Annotated in this window: 18 protein-coding genes; 8 read left to right on the forward strand and 10 right to left on the reverse strand. The window is 45.8% G+C overall.

Features of this window, described 5'->3' with window-relative positions:
* Positions 1 to 837 (forward strand): hypothetical protein (locus GXO74_08630; GenBank protein NOZ61735.1); only part of this gene is annotated, 837 nt, incomplete at its 5' end.
* 75 nt (positions 838 to 912) lie between these two features.
* Here GXO74_08630 and GXO74_08635 read toward each other — a convergent pair.
* The 9 genes from GXO74_08635 to GXO74_08675 form a co-directional block, all read right to left on the reverse strand.
* Positions 913 to 2,232: a glycine--tRNA ligase gene (locus GXO74_08635; protein NOZ61736.1), complete on the reverse strand. Its 1,320-nt coding sequence runs from the start codon at positions 2,230 to 2,232 to the stop codon at positions 913 to 915.
* 14 nt (positions 2,233 to 2,246) lie between these two features.
* Positions 2,247 to 3,008: a DNA repair protein RecO gene (recO, locus tag GXO74_08640; protein NOZ61737.1), complete on the reverse strand. Its 762-nt coding sequence runs from the start codon at positions 3,006 to 3,008 to the stop codon at positions 2,247 to 2,249.
* Between the two features lie 195 nt (positions 3,009 to 3,203).
* Positions 3,204 to 4,562, reverse strand: coding sequence for a magnesium transporter (gene mgtE, locus GXO74_08645; GenBank protein ID NOZ61738.1), 1,359 nt, complete (start codon positions 4,560 to 4,562; stop codon positions 3,204 to 3,206).
* 11 nt (positions 4,563 to 4,573) lie between these two features.
* Entirely contained in the window at positions 4,574 to 5,395 is an 822-nt protein-coding gene (rsmA, locus tag GXO74_08650) for a ribosomal RNA small subunit methyltransferase A (protein ID NOZ61739.1), read from the reverse strand.
* Positions 5,396 to 5,492: 97 nt separating this feature from the next.
* Positions 5,493 to 6,296 carry a TatD family hydrolase gene (locus GXO74_08655; GenBank protein NOZ61740.1) on the reverse strand — a complete coding sequence of 268 codons (804 nt, stop codon included), beginning with the start codon at positions 6,294 to 6,296 and terminating at the stop codon, positions 5,493 to 5,495.
* The gene (gene metG / locus GXO74_08660; protein NOZ61741.1) at positions 6,277 to 8,361 is read right to left on the reverse strand and encodes a methionine--tRNA ligase; all 2,085 of its coding nucleotides are present in this window, start codon (positions 8,359 to 8,361) and stop codon (positions 6,277 to 6,279) included. Before metG ends, GXO74_08655 begins: the two co-directional genes overlap by 20 nt.
* A 221-nt stretch (positions 8,362 to 8,582) precedes the next feature.
* Complete coding sequence (locus tag GXO74_08665; GenBank protein NOZ61742.1) at positions 8,583 to 9,458, reverse strand: hypothetical protein; 876 nt, start codon at positions 9,456 to 9,458, stop codon at positions 8,583 to 8,585.
* The gene (locus GXO74_08670; GenBank protein NOZ61743.1) at positions 9,451 to 10,548 is read right to left on the reverse strand and encodes a hypothetical protein; all 1,098 of its coding nucleotides are present in this window, start codon (positions 10,546 to 10,548) and stop codon (positions 9,451 to 9,453) included. Before GXO74_08670 ends, GXO74_08665 begins: the two co-directional genes overlap by 8 nt.
* 51 nt (positions 10,549 to 10,599) lie before the next feature.
* Positions 10,600 to 11,739: a peptidoglycan DD-metalloendopeptidase family protein gene (locus GXO74_08675; protein ID NOZ61744.1), complete on the reverse strand. Its 1,140-nt coding sequence runs from the start codon at positions 11,737 to 11,739 to the stop codon at positions 10,600 to 10,602.
* A gap of 333 nt (positions 11,740 to 12,072) precedes the next feature.
* On the opposite strand from GXO74_08675, the gene GXO74_08680 reads away from it, so the two are divergent.
* The 5 genes from GXO74_08680 to GXO74_08700 all read left to right on the forward strand — a co-directional run bounded on the left by GXO74_08680 (position 12,073) and on the right by GXO74_08700 (position 16,701).
* Entirely contained in the window at positions 12,073 to 12,609 is a 537-nt protein-coding gene (locus GXO74_08680; GenBank protein NOZ61745.1) for a cyclic nucleotide-binding domain-containing protein, read from the forward strand.
* Positions 12,606 to 13,718 (forward strand): AI-2E family transporter, encoded by a 1,113-nt coding sequence (locus GXO74_08685; protein ID NOZ61746.1) that lies wholly within the window; start codon positions 12,606 to 12,608, stop codon positions 13,716 to 13,718. Before GXO74_08680 ends, GXO74_08685 begins: the two co-directional genes overlap by 4 nt.
* 271 nt (positions 13,719 to 13,989) lie before the next feature.
* Positions 13,990 to 15,003: a class 1 fructose-bisphosphatase gene (gene fbp / locus GXO74_08690; GenBank protein ID NOZ61747.1), complete on the forward strand. Its 1,014-nt coding sequence runs from the start codon at positions 13,990 to 13,992 to the stop codon at positions 15,001 to 15,003.
* Positions 15,004 to 15,210: 207 nt separating this feature from the next.
* Positions 15,211 to 15,561: a hypothetical protein gene (locus tag GXO74_08695; GenBank protein NOZ61748.1), complete on the forward strand. Its 351-nt coding sequence runs from the start codon at positions 15,211 to 15,213 to the stop codon at positions 15,559 to 15,561.
* 222 nt (positions 15,562 to 15,783) lie between these two features.
* A complete protein-coding gene (locus GXO74_08700) occupies positions 15,784 to 16,701 on the forward strand; it encodes a hypothetical protein (protein NOZ61749.1) in 918 nt (305 codons plus the stop codon).
* 105 nt (positions 16,702 to 16,806) lie between these two features.
* Here GXO74_08700 and GXO74_08705 read toward each other — a convergent pair whose 3' ends face one another.
* A complete protein-coding gene (locus GXO74_08705; protein NOZ61750.1) occupies positions 16,807 to 18,174 on the reverse strand; it encodes a T9SS type A sorting domain-containing protein in 1,368 nt (455 codons plus the stop codon).
* Between the two features lie 393 nt (positions 18,175 to 18,567).
* On the opposite strand from GXO74_08705, the gene GXO74_08710 reads away from it, so the two are divergent.
* A complete protein-coding gene (locus tag GXO74_08710; protein ID NOZ61751.1) occupies positions 18,568 to 20,928 on the forward strand; it encodes a bifunctional YncE family protein/alkaline phosphatase family protein in 2,361 nt (786 codons plus the stop codon).
* A gap of 118 nt (positions 20,929 to 21,046) precedes the next feature.
* A complete protein-coding gene (locus GXO74_08715) occupies positions 21,047 to 21,385 on the forward strand; it encodes an acyl-CoA thioesterase (protein NOZ61752.1) in 339 nt (112 codons plus the stop codon).
* Positions 21,386 to 21,693: the final 308 nt, after the last annotated feature.

Here is a 21,693-nt window from a genome sequence, read left to right on the forward strand (position 1 = left end):
ATCAACGATTTTTACAAACCATTCATCAAACCAAATGCATCGGAAAAACATTACGTGCGCGTTTCTGTGGTCGTAGTTATCATCATAGCAATTCTGGGCGGCACAATTTCTTTTTTCATGAACGATATTTTTCTCGCCTGGCTTCTGCTGTCAGCGATCAACGCCGGCATTGGAGTAGTTTTCATTGCTCGCTGGTACTGGTGGCGAATCAACGCCTGGTCGGAAATTTCTGCCATGGCTTCGGTTTTCGTTGTAGTCGCTGCCACGCTGCTCATTTCATCGGAAACTTTACTTAGAGAGTTTCTTGCTGGAATTGTAATTTCAGCCTTTTCTGCGCTCATCATTTTTTATTTGAGAAAAAATCTACGCTGGCGACGCCTGCCAATTTTGGTTACAGTCTTTGCAGCCATGTCGCTAATGCTGGTTCTCACAGTCACTTTGCCGGAGAAAAAATTTCCATGGACTCTGATATATTCCGTTCCCATTTCCCTTACCGTGTGGTTGACGGTAACGCTGCTCACGCATCCGGTGGAAGAGGCAAAACTGATGAATTTCTATCGTCTTGTGCATCCCGGAGGTCCGGGCTGGAGAGTCATTGCCGGTAAATTGAAGGAAAATTATGAAAACGAATCCCTCTGGACAAAAGCAAATTTATTCAGCGCCATTTTCGCTATTGCCTCCGTGGTAGGCTCTCTTTTGACGATCGGCTCTTTTGTGCTTCAACGAACTCTTCCCGGAACAATCGCCCTCGCCGGCACAATTGCAGCGATTTATTTTTCGGTTCATTTTTTTCGGAAGATTCGTTGGGAAACGATCTCTCCCGTTGCCCCGGATTAATCTTTTTCAAATAAAAAAAAGGCGCCGCAATTTCACACCGCTGACGCCTTTTTTCAATTTCAAATTTTCTCAAAACTATCCGGTAAATAAAATTTTCTCATCCAGAAAATCTTTAATTTTATCAATAGCCACGCGCTGCTGCTGCATGGTATCCCTGTCGCGGATAGTGACGGTCTGGTCTTCCAGAGACTGCGCATCTACGGTAATGCCGAAAGGTGTACCAATTTCATCCTGCCGACGGTAGCGTCTGCCTACTGCACCGCCTTGATCATACATCACCATGTAATAAGGCCGCAGCATATCGTAAATTTTCATCGCCAGTTCCGGCATACCATCGCGTTTCACCAGCGGGAAAATGGCAGCTTTGATGGGAGCAATTTTTGGATCCAAATGCAGTACCGTGCGCGTATCTTTTTCCAATTGCTCTTCTTCGTAAGCGTCAATCAAAGTCGTGAGCAAAGTTCTGTCCACGCCGGCAGAAGTTTCGATGATGTACGGAATGTAATGTTCCCGGGTCTCATCATCAAAATAAGACATGTCTTTGCCGGAAAATTCTTTGTGACGAGACAAATCAAAATCAGTTCTATTGTGAATTCCTTCCAATTCCATTACTCCAAATGGAAATTCATATTCAATGTCATACGCTTCTCTGGCATAATGCGCCAACTCATCAGGTGCGTGCTGATGAAATTTGAGTTTGGAGGATGTAACGCCGAGCTTTTTGTACCAACTCATGCGTTCTTCTTTCCAGTAATCGAACCATTCCTTGTCCGTGCCCGGTTTGATGAAAAATTGCATTTCCATTTGCTCAAACTCGCGCGTGCGAAAAGTGAAATTCCCCGGCGTGATTTCGTTTCTGAACGCTTTGCCGATTTGGGCAATGCCGAAAGGAATTTTTTTCCTCGATGCTTTTTGCACATTGAGAAAATTCACGTAAATTCCTTGCGCAGTTTCAGGGCGCAAATACACTACAGAGCCCTGATCTTCTACCGGCCCCATCTGCGTCTTGAACATCAAATTAAATTGTCGCACATCAGTCAGCTCGCCGCCGCATTCCGGGCATACTTCAGTGTTTTCCAACTGATCGGCGCGAAAACGGCGTTTGCAGGATTTGCAATCCACCAACGGATCGGTGAAACCGTCCACATGTCCCGACGCTTTCCACACATTGGGATGCATTAAAATTGCCGCGTCCAACCCCACGACATCGGTGCGAAACTGCACCATGCTCTTCCACCACATCTCTTTGATGTTTTTCTTCAACTCAATTCCCAGTGGGCCGTAATCATAACAGCTATTAATTCCGCCATAAATTTCGCTGGATTGAAAAATGTAACCTCGCCGCTTGCACAACGATACAATTTTGTCCATCAAATCATTGCTTTTCTTCGCCATAATGCTTCCTTTTGTTAAAACCGATGATTTTGTATATTTTTCAGGAACTTAAGTGATTTCACATATTGCGTTTCCTCAATGTGGTATTGTAAAAATGACAACAGCAGTGTTTCGCTCTCCTCGACCGAAGGGCAGGCGTAAGAGGCGATTTGCTGAATTTGTCCCAGTTGAATATTGAGCAGAAAATCCAAAATCTCGCCATTAACGGAAATGGACATCGGATCAGGGGCCTGGCATTTGTCGCAGGAAAACCCGCCGCGTAAAATGGAAAATCTAAGTACACCCTGTTTGCGCGTCGTGCCGCAGACCTGGCACTGATTCAGTTCCGGTTTGAAACCGCTAATGTCCAAAAATCGCAAAACGAACCAGAAAAGAAAGTTCATCAATCGACCTGTCGCGCCATTCAGCGCTCGCAGCAGCGCGAGCAAATCTCTGAAAAGCGCCGCATTGGGCTGCTCCAGTTGCGTCCGCTGAACAAGTTCGCAGCAAAATACCGCAATGGCATATTTTTCCAATTTTTCGCGCAGTTCAATGAAAGAACCGACGATGTCCGCCTGACTCAAAAGCTGTAGATCGCGCGTCTCTTTGAAATAATAAACAATTGCAATATGATTGAGCGGCTCCAGAGTTCCAAAATAGCGACTTTTTGGCCCGCGCGAGCCTTTGGCAATAACTTTCAAAATGCCCTTCGATTTTGTGAAAAGAGTCAAAATTTTGCTCGTCTCGCCCTGCTTCTGCGTCTTTAAAATGATGGCTTCTGTTTTTTGAAGCGACATGTTATTTTTCGCTTTAAAGGATCAAATAAGATCAACGGCATCGTGTTTCAAGGAAATACCGAAAAATTGAACCGCTTGCTGAATTTTTTTCCGAAAGAAAAACACCGGATTTTTGGTATTCCAAGTGAAGTTTTCATTTTTTTGCATCTACCCACTCAAAAGTTCTTACGTGCTTTTTTGTTGCTATTCGCTGCCTTACAGCAAATAAGGCAAAAAGATAGTGATCAATCCCAGATAAATCAGTAACCCCACGACGTCGTTCCAGGTGGTGATAAACGGCCCCGTTGAAATTGCGGGATCGACGTTGGCTTTTTTCAATAAAACAGGGATGAAAGCGCCAATGAAAGTAGCGCTCATAATAACTACGAACAACACTGTTCCCAGAAGCAACCCAAATGTTGGCTGTTTCAGAAAAACAGCGACAACGGCGAACAAAAATAGACCGCACAGCAAACCGTTAAGCATGGCGACAAAAATTTCTCTGACCAACCGGCGCCGGATTTCAAACAGATCGATCTCGCCGGTCGCCATTCCGCGCACCATGATCGTGGAGGACTGAATTCCCGCGTTTCCGCCCATTGCCATGATGATGGGAATGAAAAAAGCCGCGGCGATAATCTGACTCAGCGACGCCTCGAATCGGCTCAGCGTAAAAGCAGACACCATCTCTCCGCCAAAAGCGACCATGAGCCAGGGCAGTCGGGCGCGGGAAATCTTCAAAATCGAAGTTTCTCGAAATTCTTCCTCATCCGCAATACCCGCCATGCGCTGGAAGTCCTCGGACGCCTCTTCTTCCGCAACATCGGCGACGTCGTCAAAAGTAATTCGTCCGACGAGATGCCCCTCGTTGTCCACGACAGGCAGCGACACCAAATCGTACTTTTGCGTAATGCGAGCGACTTCTTCCTGATCCACATCTGGCGTCACGGAAATCACGTCCGTATCCATAATTTCCGAAATCACCGTCTCCGAATCCGCCAAAATCAAATCTTTGAGCGTGACCGTGCCCGCTAATTTATTATTTTCATCCACGACCCAGATGTTGTACAAATCTTCCACTTCTTCCGCCTGCGAACGAATTTGCTGAATCACCCGCGCCACTGTCAAATTCTGATTCACGGCGATGTACTCTTTCGCCATGATGCCGCCGGCGGTGTCCTCCTCGTGACGGATCAATTCTAAAACTTCTTCGGAGTCCTCCTTGTCGATGCGCTGCAACACTTTATGCGCCACATCTTTCGGCAATTCAGCGACAAGATCAGTGGCGTCATCGGAGTCCATCTCATCGACGATTTCCGTGATGCGATTTTCGTCGAGATCGTCGAGAATTTTGTCCAGCGAGACATCGTCCAATTCGCTGATGACTTCCGAAGCGAAATCAGCGTCTAACAGGCTGAAAATGTAATGTTTATCGTCGTGACTCAAATAATGAATAATTTCTGCGACATCGGCCGGATGCAATCCCACGAGAATATTGCGAATCATTGAATTGTCTTTTTGGGAAATCAAATAATTGAGATCTTCGACGATTTCGCGAATGTCGTTTACGTCCATGCTTCAGCCTCCTAACTCCTGATTTGCTTCTGTGCAATCTGTTGAGCCAATGCAACAAATTCCCCGACTCGGAGCTGTTCAGGTCTCTTTTCAAAATTAAAATCGATTTGGTCCCAATCAGCGGGGAAATCGACAGCGTCCTTCAATGAATTGCGCAGCATCTTCCGGCGCTGGCCAAATCCGCGTTTGACTAATTCAGTAAAAATTTTGAGCTCATCACTCGCCAGAGGCAAATTCCGCCGCATTTTCAGACGAAGCACAGCGGAAGTGACGTCAGGTTTAGGCACAAAAACATTTCGCGACACGTGAAATAGTTTTTCCACTTCTGCGTAAAACTGACAGAAAACCGCCAGAATGCCGTAATCCTTGCAATTGGGCGCAGCGGCAATCCGATCCGCGACTTCCCGCTGAATCATGAAAACCGCGCTGCTGAATTTTTCCCGATGCTCAAATAGTTTAAAAAAAATCTGACTGGTGATGTGATACGGCACATTCCCGATGACTTTCCATTGCCGCTCGGAATCCAGAGCCGCCGGCAAATCCAATTTCAACACATCTTCGTTGAGCAGACGGAAATTTCCCGCGCTGCTAAATCTTTCCTGCAATTGCCCAGCAAGCCCACGATCGATTTCTACGGCTAAAACTTTTTCCGCCGCTTCAATCAAATATTTGGTCAAAACGCCCCGGCCCGGGCCTATTTCCAAGACAGCATCAGAAGCCTCGATTTCCAGCGCCGCGACGATTTTGCGCGCGATGTTTTCATCAATTAAAAAATTTTGCCCCAGACTCTTTTTAGGCCGGAGCAAAGGGCGTTTTTCGTTTTTATTTTTCAATTTTAAGACAACTCAAAGTTCGGAATTCTTCGTTTGTGGTTATTAGTTCAGTGCCCAAAGTTTACAGTTCAAAAATTCGTAATTCGAAACCCAGAACTCACAACGCGAAACCTGCAATTCCAAACAATTTTTTCACATTTTTATTCGTCGCCTGTGCCAATTCTTGAAAATCCATCTTTCTCGCTTCGGCGATTTTTTCAGCAATTGGCACCACAAAAGCCGGTTCACAGCGCTTACCGCGAAAGGGAACCGGCGCCATGAACGGCGAATCAGTCTCCAAAAGCAGCCGCTCCAGCGGCGCGTATTTTGACGCCAGCGCTAACGCCGACGAATTTTTGAACGTCACCACGCCAGTGAAAGAGACGAAAAAACCCAGATCGAGAACGCGTTTCAGTTCATCTTTTGTCCCGGTGAAACAGTGAAACACACCGGAAATTTTATTTTTGTAATCGCTTTCCAGAATCGCCAGCGTGTCAGCCCAGGCGTCGCGATTGTGAATAATCACCGGCAAATTCAGACGCTGCGCCAAATCGAGCTGGCTGCGGAATTCGATGCGCTGAATATTTTTCGGGCAGCGATCCCAATAATAGTCCAGACCGATCTCGCCGATGGCCACAACTTTTTTGTTCAGCGCGAGTTCTGCCAATTGATCGGAATAATCCGGCGCCGCCTGATTGGCGTCATTGGGATGCAAACCAACTGCTGCAAAAAGCCTCTCATGCGCGTGCGCCATTTCCGTCACAGCGCGACTGGTCGCCACGTCAATGCCCACGTTGATGATGGCAGCTACTCCCGAACGAGAGGCGTTTTCGATTACCTCTGCCCTATCGGCATCGAACCGGTCAAAGAACAGATGGGCGTGCGTGTCCACGACCGGAAAATTAGCTAATTTTTGAGCCATTGGGAATCTCGCTATCCACTGTCAGCAGCGACAAATTTCCTTCGCCATCAGTAGCCGCCAGCAACATGCCGTTGGACTCCACGCCGCGGATTTTCGCCGGTTCCAGATTGGCGACGACAATGATTTTTTTGCCGACCAATTCTTCCGGCGAATAATATTTGGCAATTCCGGCGACAATCTGCCGCTTTTCCTCGCCCAGATCAATCTGCAATTGCATCAATTTGTCAGCTTTTTCTACCTTTTGCGCTTCCAGAATTGTCGCCACCCGCAAATCCACTTGCTTGAAAGTATCAAAATTAATTCTTTCCATTTCCGGTTCCTTTTTTTCTTCAGCTTTTTGTCCGCGCGGCGTTCCTGCTTGCTGCAGCCGCTCGATTTCTTGCTGAATCGCGTCATCTTCGACTTTCGTGAACAGAATTTCAGCCGGTTCAATTTCAGCGCCGTCTTCTAACGTCAGCCGAGCAGCATCGTCCCAGGTTAGGGAATCTTCCACATTCAGCATTTTCCAGATACGCCGCGCAGTGAACGGCAAAACCGGCTCCGCGACAATGGACAGCGTTTTTGCCGTCTGCAGGCAAAGGTTGATTGTCGTGGCGCACGCTTCAGGATTTTCTTTCCGCGTTTTCCACGGCTCTTTGTCATTGAAATATTTATTGGCAAATCGCGCCAGGTCCATGAACTCGCGAATATAATTCTTGAACTGATATTTTTCAATCAATTTGCCGAGCCGCGCCGGGTAAGTTTTGATTTTCTCCACAAGCTGGCGATCCAATTCGTCCAACTCGCCCAACTTGGGGACTCTGCCCGATAAATATTTGTGCGCAAAGGTGACGGTGCGGTTGACAAAATTACCCAGAATATCCGCCAGCTCATTGTTGTGGCGCGCCTGAAAATCTTTCCAGGAAAAATCGGCGTCGCGGGTCTCCGGTAAATTTCCGGCTAAAACGTAGCGCAGCGAATCGGGCTCGAATTTTTGCAAATAATCATTCAGCCACACTGCGTAATTCCGACTGGTGGACAATTTATTGCCTTCCAAATTGAGAAATTCATTCGCCGGCACGCTTTCCGGCAAAACGTAATCGCCGTGAGCCATCAGCATCGCCGGGAAAATGATGCAATGAAAAACAATGTTGTCCTTGCCGATAAAATGAATCAGCCGTGTGGACTGATCCTGCCAGTACGCTTTCCACAAATCAGCATCGCCTTTTTTCTCAGCCCACTCTTTGGTCGCGGAAATGTAACCAATGGGCGCGTCAAACCAGACGTACAGCGCTTTTCCCGAGGCGTCAATGCCGTGCTCGCGGGCAATATCTTCGGGAATGCTCACGCCCCAGGGCAAATCCCGCGTCACGGCGCGGTCTTTCAGTCCGTCGGCGAACCAGCTTTTGATCTGTCCCAGCACATTGGGTTTCCAATCCTGGTGTTCGTCAATCCATTTTTCCAATTTTTTCTGAAATCGCGCCAACGGCAAATACCAGTGCGCAGTCTCTTTCAGCACCGGCGCCGTATTTGTAATGGCACTGCGCGGATCGATCAAATCCGCCGGGCTGAGCGAAGAACCGCATTTTTCGCACTGATCACCGTAAGCATCCTCGTAGCCGCATTTGGGACAGGTGCCGCGCACGAATCGATCCGCCAGAAAAATTTTCGCTTCCGGATCGTACAACTGTTTCTCTCTCTTCACGATGAAAACATTTTTCTCATTCAGCCGCCGGAAAAAATCCTGACTTGTCCGATGGTGCACCGGCGAAGATGTCCTGCCGTAATAGTCAAAACTCATGCCGAAATCGGCGAAACTCTTTTTATTCAATTCATGGTAACGATCCACAATATCCTGCGGCGAGACGCCTTCAGTCCGGGCACGCAGCATGATCGGCACGCCGTGTTCGTCAGAGCCGCAAATGTAAATGACATCCGATCCTTTCAAGCGATGATAACGCACAAAAATATCCGCCGGCAGATAGGCGCCAGCCAGATGGCCCAGATGAATAGGCCCATTTGCATAAGGCAGAGCGCTTGTCACTAATATTCGTTGCTTTGAACCCAAAACAGCTTCCTTTCTCATTTATCAACTTAAAATGGACACCATCCAATTTAATTATTATCAATATATTACAAATGGAAGCAAAATCCGATGATTCCCTAATAAAATTATGCCCCCGGCATTGAAAAAATCAGCATTAATTTTCGGGAGGTCACATTTTTGAATCTACCTCGCAAATTAACGGCTTTTTGAAATTAACCCGAATGAACTTTTTTCAGTTTTCAAAAAAAATGTCGCGCAGATCAGGACTCATTTTTTTCTTTCTTGCCGTTTCGAGGCTCGTTTTCTTCCTTTTTTTCAGCAGCGGTAGGCAAAATTACTTTGTTCTGCTGAATTTGTTCGGCGGTCATGCGCTCGTATTCGTCATTCTCATATTTCAAAATAGCTTCTTCGGTGAATACATCGATTTTTTCAATGGTGGCTACGCCTTTTTCGGTTTTAATCTTTGCGTCCAGCGGGGGAAATTTTTCTAACGCTTGCAAATAATAGGGGCGCTCATAATTCAGGCAGCACATCAAGCGGCCGCAAACTCCGGACAACTTTTGGGGGTTCAGCGGCAAAAACTGTTCCTTTGCGCATTGTGTTGTGATAGGATGAAATTCTTTCAAAAATGACATGCAGCATAATTTTCGCCCGCAAATTCCGTACCCACCGAAACGTTTCGCCTCATCACGGACGCCAATCTGCCGCAATTCGATCCTCACGCGGTAGTATGCCGCCAGGTCTTTCACCAACTCGCGGAAATCCACACGACGCTCCGCGGTGAAGAAAAAAGTGATTTTTTTCCCGTCAAACTGATATTCCACATCCACCAATTTCATTTTCAGACCGTGTTTTTCGATTTTTTGGTGGCAAACATCGAAAGCGATTTTTTCTTTCTCTCTGTTTGCGGATAATTTTTCCAGATCCGATTGGTCGGCCTTGCGCAAAATCTTTTTCACTTCAGCGCTCGCTTTTTTCATCGTCAACAATTCGCCGACCTGATTCACCTCGCCCAGGTCTTCACCTTTATCGGCTTCCACGATCACAAAATCACTAATTTTAAAGGGGAATTGCAGCGGATTGGCATAAATCTGCTTGCGCTCGCCCTTAAATACAACTTCTATAAAATCATACATTCGCTCGCCTCCTCAGCAGTCGTTTCAATTCGTACATCAGTTGCAAAATGATCAGATTGACCGCAACATTGCGATTGATCATATTAATTGAGGTTTCAATTTGATGCAAAATTTTATCGTAAGGGATTTTCTCAAAACTATGAACGAACCGCTCCAAAGTCTCCCGGCGATCGGAAAAAATCAATTTTTCCGTTATTTCTGCCGTCTGATCTAATTTTTCAAAAATCATCGCGTCGCGAAACCAAACTGCCATCAATTCAAAAATCTCAACAATTGCCCGCGCGTCCTCGTTGCTCGCCACGTTTTCGGCAAATGTCAAAATATCCAGATCGTTCATCAGCGCTTTGCGCAACATGTCTAACATCAAATCTTGCTTTTCACTGATATCTTCACCGAGAAGTTCCAACGCGCGCCGATAACTACCAAAACTCATCCGCGCCGCTGCCGTCGCCTGAGCTTCCGAAATTTTCTCCCGCGCCACCAGCGCATTTTTGATGTCCTGCCAGGGAATGGGATCGAAGCGAATTTGATGGCAGCGGGAAAGAATTGTCTGTAAAATCATATCTGGCCTTGAAGCAAGCAAATTTATTGTTACGCCGGGCGGCGGTTCTTCCAGAATCTTCAACAAGGAATTGGCTGCTTCCTCTTTTAACTTATGAGCGTCAATTAAAATAATCACCCTGCCCTTTTTTTCGAAAGATTTCATGCCGAGCCAATGTATGATTTCTTCCCTGATCATATCAATGAGAATCTTCTCTTTTTGCCAATTCTGCAGGTAATTGTACGGGTCTTTGGCAATACTCTCAATAATGGCTTTTGCATAATCAACATCGTAATTCTTTTTCGCCGGAAAAAGTATTTTCAAATCCGGGTGATTCAAATGATCCACGCGCTTGCAATCGCGGCACTTATTGCAATAGAGTTCATCTTCCCGACAAAGCTGCACTTTCGCCATCGCCAGCGCCACGGCCAATTTCCCCACGCCTTCGGGTCCGTGAAATAGCAACGCGTGCGCCATCCGTCCGCTTTCGACGTCGCGAGTCAAAATGGAAAGCGCCCTTTTTTGTCCGATTATTTCTTCAAAAGCCATTAAAAATTGTCCACTTGTTTTAAAAATTTCAAAACTCAAAACCCGAAACCATTAGCTCAGCCAATCTTCCGGATCGAGCGCGCGATTGCTCTTCCAGATTTCAAAATGAAGCATGGGCCCCTGCAACGAGCCGGTATCGCCGACGTTGCCGATTACCTGTCCCAATTTCACTTTCTCGTCTATTTGCACCAGAATTTGCGACAGATGAGTGTAAACAGAGAAATATCCGCCTCGGTGATTGATGATGACGATGTTTCCGCGCCCGCGCTGCCAGGTGATTGCCGTGACCACGCCGCTGGCGACAGCACGCACATCCTCGCCAAATTCCGCCTTGATGTCAACGCCGATGTTTTCCGTAATCGTTTTCCATTTCGGATGCCGATGTCTGCCGAAATGACTAATGACGAAGCCCTGCGTGGGCCAGATCATTTTTCCTTTCAACGAAGGGAAGTTCGAAATTTCAACAATCCCCTGATTCTCGCGCTGCAGCCTTTTTCTTTCTTCCAGAACAATCAACCGCTGCACTTCTTTGGCAGAGGCTTCGTACTGAGCCAATTTTTCCAGATATATTTTCTTATTTTGCTGCACCTTTGACAACAACTGATTTCTCTGTTTCACTTTTTCCGCCAGACGTTTGCTTTCGGCGGTCTTCTCATTAATGATGGCGCGCTTGGCAATTAATTCTTTTTTCATCGCTTCCTTTTTTGATTCGATGAACTGCTTTTTCTTTAACAAATTCTGATAATTTCGCCGATCGGTATCGGCAATCAACTTCAGATAACGGAATAAAACCAGCGTCTGATTGAACGACCGCGACGCAAACAGCAATTCTAAATCACGAAAGCGACCATATTTGTAAAAAGTGACAATTCTTTTTTTGTAAATTCCCTGCAATCGCGTCAGTTCGTCCTGCTTGGTGTCAATATCTTCGTTGATGCTCTCCACCGTGCGCAACTTCTGCCGCTCCTCTTTTTTGAGCTCGGCGATCAATTCGTGAATCAGATCAATCTCCCGATCCAATTGCTCTAAATTTTGGAGAATTTTCTCCTCCTTGCGCGCCTCATTGCTGATGCGATTGCGGTAAGAGCGAATCTCGCGACGGATATCATCCAGACGACTGCGTGGCTGATTGGTCGCTCCGCTATTTTGCTGGGCAAAACTTTGAGAAGTGAGCGCAAATAAAATCAGCAAAATTGATATTTCTAATCCTCTGATCGGCATAGCTTATAAAATAATGGTTTTATTGAATAAAATCAATAGAAAAATCAAATAATTACATTTTAGGCACAACTAAAATTAAACTTGACAACCTTGCTCGGTTTTATTATATTAGTTCAATAAAAGGTTTCCGGATTTTCGGTTCGCAGAATGAGCATATTAAAAAAAATCGTGGCAAAGTTGTTGCTACGCATTAATCAGGACTTGAATTAAGCGGTGAATATCCTGCCATGATTCAATTTGAAATACAAAATTGTAAATAATTTAAACTTTTCAACTCCTAATAACGACGGGCTTTAGGCTGCTATGAATGAAAAAAAGAACAGCTATTGGGAAAATATTTTTGAAAAAAATGGCAAACTGCAAGTGAAACACGCCATCATTTTGAAACAAGTCCCCATGTTCAACGATCTGAAAAAAGGTGAGCTGAGGGAATTTCAGCGCATTATCCATCAGAGAAAATACAAAAATGGGGAAGTCATTTTTTACGAAGGCGAACCAGGTCTCGGCATGTACATCATCGAAACCGGCGCCATTAAAATTTTCAAAGATTTCGACAACCGCAGACGAGAGGAATTAGCCACGCTGCACGTTGGCGATTTTGTCGGCGAAATGGCTCTTTTGGACGAATCGCCTCGTTCGGCGACCGCTGTGGCTGACGGCGAAACCCGGCTCATCGGACTTTTCCGTCCGGATTTTTTCGATCTGATCGAGCGCAAGCCGCGACTCGGAAATAAAATTCTCCTGCGCCTGGCGCAAATGATTGCCGAGAGACTGCGGCTGAACAACGAAGAACTTCAACTATTGAAACAAAAAGTGGACAAATCAGAGATAATTAAATGACGCCTTACGACAATTTTAATGCCCCCGCTGAAAAAAGCAATTCCAAACAATTGGTCATCATTTTCGACAGTTCCTGGATGGTCAAAATTTTCAAATTTCTTGCAATTTTGCTGCTGCTATTTTTGACCATTAAACTCATTCCCTATATCCAATCGTTGTTTGTGAGTCTGGGAATTTCGTTCATTATTGCTTTTCTTTTGAATCCCCTTGTGGATCGCATGGAAAGTCGCGGTTTGAACCGGGGCGCTGCCGTGCTCATCATTTTTGCCATTTTCATTTCCATCATCGTCGTTTTAGCCCGACTTTTCATTCCGGCGTTTGCCCAGGAAATCGGCTCCATCACTCAATTCATCCAAAACGAAAATCCGGATTCCATCGTCGAAAAATTGCAAATTATTTTATCCGACCGAATCCCGGCGCTGCAAAAACCGGAAATCGCCCATTCTGTGAGCTTAAAATTGCACATGCTCATTCAAGTGCTGTTGCAAAAAAGCGCCACGCTGGCGCTCTCTCTCGCTTCGTCGTTCATTTTGATCATCACAATTCCGTTCATCACATTTTTCATGCTCAAAGACGGCAGAAAATTCAAAAAATGGATCATTCAGATGATTCCCAATCGCTATTTTGAAATGTCTTTGAACTTAATGCACAAATCAGGCGAAAAATTGGGCGGCTACATTCGCGGGCAATTAATGGTGTCCACTGTAATCGGCACGCTCTCTGTCATCGCTATGTTCATTTTACACATTCCCTATTTTTTCATCATCGGCGTCGTGGCGGGTTTGGCAAACATGATTCCCTATTTTGGTCCCTGGGTAGGCGCCTTGCCCGGTGTGATCGTCGCTTTCATGGACACTGGTTCCCTGGGAACAGTTCTGGCAGTAATTATCGCCTTTGCCATTGTTCAGTTGCTGGACAATGTGCTCGTGTCGCCGCTCATCGTTTCCCGCAGTGTGCAAATTCATCCGCTGCTGGTGATTTTGGTTCTGCTCGTTGGAAGCGCCCTGGCAGGAATCGTGGGCATGTTGATCGCGGTGCCTGTTTTTGCAGTGATTCAGGTAATCGTGAAAGAAGTGTTCTGGGCGTTCAAAAATTATCGATTGACCTGATTTTTTCCTGAAAAAATGTGCTTTCGCTCACAAATTCATACCAGCAGAACTGTTATTTTATAATTAAATCCGTCGCTAAATTCTGGCGAAGGCGGGGTAATTTATCCCAATCCCATTGCGAAAATAAAGTAAAAAAACAATCATTCTCGCCTATGCAAGAAAATGCAAATTCTTTCTCTTTTTACAACCTCCTTTTTCTCTGCAACCAAAATTTCATCTGCTCGGGTCATGAGTTAATAATTCCTTTAAAATTACACACGGAGGAAAATGAATGAAAGAACTCATTACCATTGAACGTCATATTTTGGAACATCAACAAAAAGGCTTTCCCGAAGCGACCGGCGAATTCACGCAATTGCTCTACGACATCACTTTTGCCGCTAAAGTCATCGCCCGCGAAGTCAACAAAGCCGGGCTGGTAGAAATTTTAGGCTCGGCAGAATATGAAAATGTTCAGGGCGAAATCGTGCAAAAATTAGACGAATTCGCCAACGAAGTCATCCGCCAAACAATGGACAGAACCGGCAGAGTCTGCGTCATGGCGTCCGAGGAAGTTGAAAACGTCATTCTCGTGCCACAAAATTTTCTCAGCGGAAAATACGTGCTGCTTTTCGATCCGCTGGACGGCTCATCCAACATCGACGCCAATGTGAGCATTGGCTCCATTTTCTCCATTCACCGCCGTTTGCCGAATATGCCGCCCGATAAAATCGACCACTGTTTGCAGCCGGGGTTCAATCAAGTCGGCGCCGTTTATGTGGTGTATGGATCTTCGACAATGATGATTTACACAACAGGAAACGGAGTCCACGGATTCACGCTCGACCCCAGCGTGGGAGAATTTCTGCTCTCGCATCCTGATATCCAAATTCCTGAAAGCGGCTCCATCTACAGCGTCAACGAGGGCAATTACGCCAACTGGGACGAAAAAATGCAACGCTGCGTGGACTATTTCAAGTCGAAAGACAATCATTTGGGAAAACCATATTCCTTGCGCTACATCGGATCCATGGTGGCGGATTTGCATCGGACTCTGCTTTACGGCGGCGTTTTTATGTACCCGCCTGACTCAAAAAGTCCAAACGGCAAACTCCGCCTGCAATACGAAGCTTCGCCTATGGCCTTCATTTTCGAACACGCCGGCGGCAAAGCCAGCGATGGTCATCGGCGAATTTTGGACATTCAGCCGACAGAACTGCATCAACGGACGCCGTTGTTCATTGGCAGCAAAAATGATGTGGAAAGATGTGAGAGATTTTTGGCAGGAGAAATTGGGTTAAATTAGCGTTCAAATTTGTTCAAATCGATCTTTTATTTCAAAATAGCAAGGGATTTCCGTTTTTTCGATTGATTCTTTTTGAACAAAGTATTAAATTATCACATTCATTGTAATGAAAAGAGTTCGGTGACTAATTTTCAAAAAAAAAATCAAATTAATTTACAAAAAAATTTCTGTACCCTATTTTCAGATAATTCAGGAAAAATTACATTCATGTCACTTTTAAGCAAAACAATAAAAAAACTCCACGACTACACCGACGGCAATAGCACAAAAATTGCCATCAATCAACTCATTCGAGAATACGGAAAAATGTTGAATTTCACCCTTGACAACGATGCAAAAAAAATTACGGGAGACGTGCTTTTGAAAGGCGAAACAGCGCCGATTTCATTTTCTGCGCACTACGAAATTGTCCAGCAGGGGCAAAATTCTTTCATCCGGCTCATATCCGCCCGCACTGACAGAGAGTGGATCAATGCCGTGTTGAAGAATTTTGTGTTGGGACAAAACTTCCCAATGCCGGCAGACAAATTTGGGCTCATTCAGGATTTGCTGGCATAGCGCAGGCGAAATTTTTAAATTCAATTTCCTGTTAAAAATTTGGCTATGATTAAATTCTGCTTGCATTCATACGCACAATTCCTGCTGCCCAAAAAATTTGCGTTATTTCGTGAACCGTTTTTATTTTTCAGACATCTAAATTGCCAAAAAAATGCAATTCTTCCAATACTGCAACGATCACAATGTTAACCCATTTTTTTAACCAATGTTAAGGAGAAAACCATGAAAAAATTTGCGCTTGTACCAATTTTACTAATTATTTTAGCGCTCGTCATCGGCTGTTCCCAGGCAGAAAAAATTTTCAAAACCATTGATAAAAGCAAATTAGCGCCGCCGCTCGGACTGCGTTCCGTCACCGGAGACGAACAGGTAACCTTATTCTGGTACACTTCAAATTACGAAGATGACTTCGGCGGCTATTACGTTTTCTTTGCTATCGGCGATTTCACTTCCCAGTCATCTGACACCAGTCTGTCAGTTGTATTCTCAAAAATTGATTCGCTGTCTTTTAACCAGCCCTCTGACAATCTGGTCAGTACGACGCTCACGAATCTGACTAACGGACAGACTTACAGTTTTGCGGTGGTAGCTTACCAAAAAGACAAAAAGAACGAAATTAGCTACCCCAGCAACGTCATCAAAGACACACCGCGCGATGAAATTTATTCGGTGACATTAAAATCCGCCTCAACGGGTCAGGTCAGCGGAGATGATTCGCAAGCAGGGTTTGATTTCGATAGTTTTTCTGTCGTCGATGTCCCGCAAGTCGGCTATACAAGCACCAACGGGTCAGACATTATCAACGAAGCTTTTGATCCGAGCAACGCCGGAAATATCCGCCCCTGGCTTGCTGGCATGAACAGCGCGGGAATTCAAGACCTGGGTTACATGGCAGACCTCGACGGCAGCGACGTGGCTCCGGAAATGGGTTACAGCGAAGAAGGAAAATCCATTGCCGTGATTTTGGGACACGTGTACGCGGTAAAAACCGGCGACAACAAATACGGCAAAATGATCATCACCAACATTGGCAACGAGAATGACGGCTATTCCATTACCTTCAATGCCGCATTTCAGACGCAGGATGGGAACAGAAATTACAAAGTGCTCGATTGGGGACATCAGTTGGGTATTTACTAAAAATTAAATTTTCAATTTTGAAATTCAAAGAGGTGAAAGTGTTAAAGTTTTCACCTCTTTTTTTTAAATTCCAAAAACTTATCCCGTATCTTCTTCTTAAAATTTTCAACGCAACAAAATGATTTTTCGGGTTGCTGATAATTTTTCTCCCTTGGCAGCGATAAAATAAATTCCAGTGGAAAATCCCGTGGCATCCCAAACAAATGAACGCGCTCCAGCGACCATTTCATGCTGGCAAATCATTGTTACCAATTGCCCCACAGCATTGTACACGGCAACTGAGATAAATTCAGGGTGATTGGTCGCTACGGAAATCGTCGTGCGATTATTGAACGGGTTAGGAAAATTCGTCAGATGATAATTTTCCGGGATAACAGCTTCTGCCATTTCCGGTTTCACTGAAGTAAGCTCCTCTTTGAGCCGCAAAATTCTCTCGTAAGACTCATTAATGCGCTGTGGCGATATTTTTCCTTCACCCACTTTTTGCGCCACAATATCAATCACCTGCCGCACCAAAGATTGATCCTGGTATTTGTTCGTGGCGTACAAAAGAATATCCACACCGGCGTTAATTGCCAGTTCGATGGCCTCGTCAAATTGGTAATAGGAAACAATCGCGCCCATGAACATCTCGTCGCTGATGACAACGCCGTTGAATCCGATTTCCTCTCTCAGTAAATCTGTAATTATTTTGTGCGAGAGTGTCGCCGGATAGAGTGAATCCAGATGGGCATTGTACAAATGACCGACCATGACCATGCCTTCAAATCCTGCCGCACAAAGCTGTTGATACGGCACAAGCTCGCTGTCGGCCCAGGTATCGGTAATATCCGTAAAGCCCAAATGTGAGTCCGCCGTGGCGCTGCCGTGTCCGGGAAAATGTTTGAGCGTGCAAATAACGTTTCTTTTCTGAAATTCTTCAATGTACCAATTCGCGTGTTGAAAAACCGTCCACGGATCAGCCGAAAAACTGCGCTGCAATTTCCCGATCGCCGGGCTATGGGGGTTGACATTGACATCGACGACCGGCGCTAAATTTGTATTGATTCCGGATTGCAAAAGCCAATCCGCCATCATGGCGGCAGTGCGTCGCGTCGTATCCTCGTTGTTGAAAATGGTTCCCAATTGATAAGGCGTGTAAGTTGCGGCAAAACCGTTTGTCTGATTGAGCCGAGCCACACGTCCGCCCTCTTCATCGGTGGAAATCAGCAATGGAATTTGTGCGCCTTGTTGCAATTGCCCCGTCAATTGTTTGATCTGCTCTGGCGAGCGCAGATTATGTTTAAACATCAGCACGCCGCCCAACTGGCGCTCGCTGATATCGACGATCAGTGTGTCAAAAAAATTCGATTCATTGTCAAATCCAACCATGAGCATTTGGGCTACTTTTTCGCGAAAGGTCTGGGCAGAGACGAGATTTGCCATCGAAAGAATGCAAAAAATTCCAACAATGAAGCTCCGGGAAAATTTCATCACGTTCATCCTTGTTCTGTTAATATTCGATTAGGTCTTTCTCCGAATTTTGTAAGTTTAATAAATTCAATATAGGGCAAATTGCACTGATAATCAATAAAAAAATAGCTGTTCAGCGCAGAAACGTCTTGCAATGAATCGTTTTATTTGTTAAATTAAACCCAATTATTCAATGCGGAATATCTGATCAACGCCATTGGTCATTGGAAATCCCCCCTTAATAAATTTTTCGGGTGATTCATGTTTTCTCTGATCGCAAGTGATATTCTGCGATAATACCTTTCACCATCAAATTCGAGGCATTCCATGAAACTGACTCACAAAATTTTTCAGTCATTCCTTCTCATTATTTTTCTCTCAACTCTATTCTTTTGCTCCAAAACAACGGAGACCATGCTTCCGGGAAAATTGAGTGACGGATCGGTTCTGCTGCCCAATCGTTACAAATTAACTCCCGCCGGCGAGCAAATTCCGGTGGGCGATTTGCCGCTGAATATGGTCATCAGCCCTGACGGCAAATATCTCGCCGTAACCAACAATGGTTTCAGTCAGCAATTCGTTTCCATCATCGACATCTCTGCAAAAAAACAAGCGCAAACTTTGCCGGTGCGCGCTTCTTTTTTCGGTATCGATTTCAGCGCTGACGGAAACAAACTATTCGTATCCGGCGGCGGAAAGAATCTGATTTATATTTTTGAGAAAAATGGCAACGCATTCATCCGCGCCGATTCCATCCTTCTCAACCCGGGCGACAAAGCGGAATGGTTCGTCGCCGGATTAAAATCAGCGAACAACGGCGACATCCTGTTCGCGGCGACCAAAACGTTCAAAACTTTACTGAAAATTTCCGTGCCCGAGAAAAAAATAATCGAACGGCTCGCATTCGATCATTTTCTGTACGACGTCGTTTCCGACAAAAATTTTAACAAACTGTACGTTTCCATCTGGGGCGGCAGCGCTGTCGCTGTGGTCGATGCACAAAATTTATCTCTGCTGAAAACTATTCCCGTGGGCGACCATCCCAACAAAATGACGCTGGCACCGGACGGCAGACTTTTTGTCGCCAATGCCAACACCGATAACGTGAGCGTCATCGACACGAAAAATGACACTGTCGTCGAGACGATTTCCGTGAAACCCTATCCCAACGCACCGAACGGCTCCACGCCCAACGGATTGGCCGTCTCGGCGGACGGAAAAACGCTTTACGTCGCCAATGCCGACAATAACGCCGTCACTGTCGTGGACATTTCCCAACCGGGAGAATCCAAAATTTCGGGATTCATCCCCACGGGCTGGTATCCGACGGCAGTGGCTGTGACGCCTGAAAATGATTTACTTTTCATTGCCAATGGCAAAGGACTGCTCTCCAAAGCCAATCCCAAAGGTCCGGGCCCGGTCCGTTCGGATCAAACTGATAAAAACCAATACATCGGACGCTTGCTCTGGGGAACGGTCGCTGTGCTGCCCGAGCCGAACAAAGATCAATTAAAAAAATTCACCTCCCAGGTGCAAAAAAATAACGGTTGGGACAAAAGAAAAAAACAGGCGAAAAATGAGACAGCCGCATCGAACGAACAGCATGCCATTCCCAGAAAAATCGGAGAGCCTTCGCTCATTAAACATGTGCTTTACATCATCAAAGAAAATCGAACCTATGACCAGATTTTCGGCGACTTAGCGCAGGGAAACGGAGACAGTTCCCTGGTTCTCTTTGACAGAAAAATCACGCCGAACCACCACAAGATTGTTGAACAATTTGTGCTATTTGACAACTTTTATGTGGATGCCGAAGTCAGCGCTGACGGTCACGAATGGTCAATGGGCGCCATCGCCACGGATTTTGTGGAAAAAACCTGGCCCGCAACTTACTCTGGCAGAGGCAAAGGCTATCCTGCCGAGGGAAATTTTGAAATCGCTTTTCCCAGCATCGGCTACCTCTGGGACATGGCGGCGCGAAAAGGCATTAGCTACCGTAGTTACGCCGAATTTATCAAAGCGCCCGCAGATGCGGATGATCCCGCCTACACAGCCATGAAAACTTTGCAGGGACATTTTGATCCTTACTATCGCCCCTGGGATCTGGATTATCCGGACACATCGCGCGCGAAGGAGTTCATTCGCGAATTACACGAATTTGAAAAAACGGGCAATTTGCCCAATCTGATGATCATGCGTCTGCCCAACGATCACACTTACGGCACGGCGACCGGAAAACACACGCCGCGTTCCATGGTTGCGGACAATGATCTGGCGTTAGGCATGGTGCTGGACGCCTTTTCGCACAGCAAATTCTGGAAAGAGTCCGCCGTTTTCGTGTTGGAAGATGACGCGCAAAACGGTCCAGATCATGTTGATGCGCATCGCTCGGTTTTGTTAGTTGCCTCGCCGTACACGCGACACGGTTTTGTAGATCACAACATGTACGACACCGCCAGTGTGCTGAAAACCATCGAGCTCATTTTGGGTTTGCCGTCAATGAGTCAGTACGACGCCGCGGCTTTTCCACTCATTCCCGCTTTTCAGGATAAGCCTGATTTTTCTCCGTACGAGCATTTGCTAAATTCATACCCAATGGATAAAATCAATTCCGAATTTGCCTATGGCGCGGCAAGTTCGCTGGCGATGGACTTCAGCGATGAGGATGAAGCGCCGGAGTTTGAATTGAATCAAATTTTGTGGAAGGCGATCAAAGGTGTGCAATCAGAAATGCCGGCGATCAAGAATGCACGCTATCGGCAGTTGTTCAATTAAATTTTCAAAAGGTGTGCTACATCTCAAAGATGTAGTACACCTTTAGGCATTAATAATTTCAATTCGTTGAAAATCAAGGAGCCATTTCGTGAACAAACAAGAACCCACACTGCGCGTGATGCCCATGCCGCGGGACACCAATCGCTACGGAACAGTTTTCGGCGGCGTAATTCTCTCCTATCTCGATATTGCCGGGGCGCTGGAGGCGCGCAAAACCGCGCCGCTGAATTACGTCACTGTCGCCATGAACAAAGTCGAATTTCTCCAGCCGGTTTTTGTCGGGGATCAGGTTTCATTTTATACCAAAACAGTTCGCGTCGGCAGAACGTCCATCACCATCGAAGTGATCGTGGAAGCCAGCCGCTACGACAATCCCGCGGAAATCGTGCAGGTTACTTCTGCGGAAATCATTTACGTCGCCGTGGATGAAAATCGCGAGCCGGTGGTGATTGGATAGTACAAAATAAATCTGATCCGGATGATTGACAAAAAATTTTACTATCACGCGGATTGCGCGGACTTTCGCAGATTATAAGATTAGAGGCATCCGTGGGAATCCGTTACATGCGTGTTCATCTGCGTTCTATTTTAGCCTTCTCGCAAAACTGAATTGACGGAGCTATTCAAATGAAAAAATCAACTTTCATCCTCGTCCTTCTATTAATTTTCTCGCTCTTTTCTCAAATTCAAGCACAACCAAACAAATCACATTCTGCGCAGCTTCCGACAAGCTTCGATCTGCGCAATGTCAATGGCGTCAATTAC

This window comes from Calditrichota bacterium (assembly GCA_013152715.1).
Classification (GTDB): domain Bacteria; phylum Zhuqueibacterota; class Zhuqueibacteria; order Thermofontimicrobiales; family Thermofontimicrobiaceae; genus 4484-87.

Coding starts and splice junctions, on each gene's coding strand:
- GXO74_08715 (NOZ61752.1), top strand. CDS start 21,047: ATGCCCATGCCGCGGGACACCAATCGCTACGGAACAGTTTTCGGCGGC.
- GXO74_08705 (NOZ61750.1), bottom strand. CDS start 18,174: ATGAAATTTTCCCGGAGCTTCATTGTTGGAATTTTTTGCATTCTTTCG.
- GXO74_08700 (NOZ61749.1), top strand. CDS start 15,784: ATGAAAAAATTTGCGCTTGTACCAATTTTACTAATTATTTTAGCGCTC.
- GXO74_08710 (NOZ61751.1), top strand. CDS start 18,568: ATGCTTCCGGGAAAATTGAGTGACGGATCGGTTCTGCTGCCCAATCGT.
- GXO74_08655 (NOZ61740.1), bottom strand. CDS start 6,296: ATGGCTCAAAAATTAGCTAATTTTCCGGTCGTGGACACGCACGCCCAT.
- GXO74_08685 (NOZ61746.1), top strand. CDS start 12,606: ATGACGCCTTACGACAATTTTAATGCCCCCGCTGAAAAAAGCAATTCC.
- GXO74_08635 (NOZ61736.1), bottom strand. CDS start 2,232: ATGGCGAAGAAAAGCAATGATTTGATGGACAAAATTGTATCGTTGTGC.
- mgtE (NOZ61738.1), bottom strand. CDS start 4,562: ATGGACGTAAACGACATTCGCGAAATCGTCGAAGATCTCAATTATTTG.
- GXO74_08670 (NOZ61743.1), bottom strand. CDS start 10,548: ATGGCTTTTGAAGAAATAATCGGACAAAAAAGGGCGCTTTCCATTTTG.
- GXO74_08680 (NOZ61745.1), top strand. CDS start 12,073: ATGAATGAAAAAAAGAACAGCTATTGGGAAAATATTTTTGAAAAAAAT.
- metG (NOZ61741.1), bottom strand. CDS start 8,361: ATGAGAAAGGAAGCTGTTTTGGGTTCAAAGCAACGAATATTAGTGACA.
- GXO74_08695 (NOZ61748.1), top strand. CDS start 15,211: ATGTCACTTTTAAGCAAAACAATAAAAAAACTCCACGACTACACCGAC.
- GXO74_08665 (NOZ61742.1), bottom strand. CDS start 9,458: ATGTATGATTTTATAGAAGTTGTATTTAAGGGCGAGCGCAAGCAGATT.
- fbp (NOZ61747.1), top strand. CDS start 13,990: ATGAAAGAACTCATTACCATTGAACGTCATATTTTGGAACATCAACAA.
- recO (NOZ61737.1), bottom strand. CDS start 3,008: ATGTCGCTTCAAAAAACAGAAGCCATCATTTTAAAGACGCAGAAGCAG.